1 pseudogene is annotated in these 2,401 nt (G+C 61.1%); it reads left to right on the top strand.

The features are described 5' to 3' along the window. Positions 1-2,401, top strand: a pseudogene (locus tag PMI09_RS25730) (peroxidase family protein); the annotation flags it as partial.

Genomic DNA, 2,401 nt, shown 5'->3' with positions numbered 1-2,401 from the left:
ACCTTCAACTTCGTCTTCGAGAACCAGATGGAGAAGCTGCAGAATGGCGATCGTTTCTACTACCTCGAGCGTACGGCCGGACTGAACTTCCTCACGGAGCTGGAGAACAACTCGTTTGCCAAATTGATTATGGCCAACACCGACGCCACGCATCTGCCTGGCGACGTGTTCTCGACGCCTGGCTTTATTCTTGAGGTCGACCAGACCCGGCAGTTCACCGAACTGAACGAAGCCGGGGCCGACGGAATTCAGGGTACGGCTGACGATGTCGCTGGCCTGGACGGGATTTCCGGCAATTCTGATCCGCTTGGCGGCTTCCTTCTGACGCCGCTGGTTATTCGGGACAACCCGGCAACGCCAGGTGCCGATACCGACTACCTGCGGTATACCGGCGAGGATCATGTTGTCCTCGGCGGTACGGCCGGCAACGACACGATCATCGCCAGCATCGGCGACGACACGCTCTATGGCGACGCGGGCAACGACCGGCTCGAAGGCGGCGACGGCGTCGATATGATCCTCGGCGGCGCTGGCGACGATATCATCACCGACCTTGGCGGCGACGACAACCTTCAGGGCGGCGACGGTAACGACGCCATCCATGCCGGCAATGGCATCAACCTGATGCTTGGCGGTTTCGGCAACGATTTCATCGTTACCGGTGAGGACAGCAATGAAGCCTTCGGCGGCCCTGGTAACGACTTCATCTTCGGGACCCGGGCGGACGAAATGGTGTTCGGCAACGAAGGCGACGACTGGATCGAGCATGGAATGGCCGATGGCAGCGCCGGCGAAAATTTCGACACGCGCGGACTGGATTCAATCATCGGCAACGACGTCTTCATCGGCGACAGTGTCGCAGACCGAATGCTGGGTGAGGGCGGCGATGACATCATGGTCGGCAATGGCGGCCAGGTGGACCGCTACATCGGCGGGTCCGGTTTCGACTGGGCCGTTTTCAAGCACGACTCGCTGGCTGCAAATGTCGACCTGAATCTCCGCGCCTTCGACGAAACGCCCGTGCCGCTGACGGCGGCATCGGCTCTTGCGCGGTTTGAATCGGCTGAAGGCCTGTCGGGATCCTCTTTAAGCGACATTCTGCGCGGCGATGATGCCGACGCAGGCGTGATTGCTTCGTCTGGTTTTACCGGCAGCGTGCTTACCAATTTCGGCCTTGTCACTGGCCTGCAGCAATTCGTCGGCGCTGCTGCTGCCGGATCGGATGGCATTGTCGGCACCGCCGACGATCAGTTCGGCTCGGGTAACATCATCCTCGGCGGCGACGGCAGCGATCTCATTGAAGGCAGGGGCGGCGACGATCTTATCGACGGCAACCGCTCGCTCAATGTGCGCATCAGCGTGCGCGCGAATGCAAACGGCACCGGCGAGGAACTCTTCAGCGTTGACAGCATGAGTGAACTGACCGAGCGTGTGTTCTCCGGTGAAATCAATCCCGGACAACTGGCAATCGTCCGTGAGATCTTGACGGCGAATGGCCCTGGATTCGACACGGCGGTGTTCTCGGATGTCCTGGCTAACTATCGCTTCAATGGACAGGTCTTTGACCCGGCCAACCCGCCGACGCCTGACATCAACGGCTTCATCACGGTATCGCACATTGTCGGGGGCGTCGCTGGCCCGGACGGAACCGATCGTTTGTCAAACATCGAGCGGCTGCGGTTTTCTGACCAATCGATCGTACTTGCAGGTATCAACAGCGAGCCGGTTGGCCTGCTCTCGATCCGCGACGCGGCAACGGCCACTCCGGACAATACACCGTCCGAGGGTCAACTCCTGGAGGTATCGATCGCGGGTGTGAGCGATGCCGACAACCCTGACGGCCTGATCACCGGGCCAGTCACATACTTCTGGCAGTTCGAACCGCGCCCCGGCACCGGCATCTTCGAAGACATCATCATTGCCACAGGTCTGGGGGATGTGCATGCGAGCGGCCCAACCTTCACGCCTGGCGCGGATTTAGCCGGACTCGCATTGCGCGTGCGTGCTATCTACCAGGACGCCAATGGGGTTTTGGAAGAGGTGTTCTCGGCGCCCACAGTGGGTGTCGGGCTTGAGCCTCCCCCACCCAACACGGTCGTGGGAACGCGGGGCGACGAGACGCTCAACGGCGGTGCAGGTGATGACATCATCAACGCCGACCGCGGCAACGATACAGTCAACGGCGGCGGCGGCAACGACACCATCGACGCCGGTCGCGGCGACGATACCGTCAATGCCGGCGACGGCGACGACACGATCCTCGGCGATCGCGGCAACGACATTGTCAATGGCGGTCTGGGTGACGATACGATCGACGCCGGTCGCGATGACGACACCATCAATGGCGGCCCGGGCAATGACTCGATCCTTGGCGATCGCGGCAACGATCTGATCATCGTCG

It is taken from the genome of Rhizobium sp. CF122 (assembly GCF_000282035.1).
In the GTDB taxonomy this organism is placed as follows: Bacteria; Pseudomonadota; Alphaproteobacteria; order Rhizobiales; family Rhizobiaceae; genus Rhizobium.
This window is presented reverse-complemented; position numbering and strand designations above follow the sequence as displayed.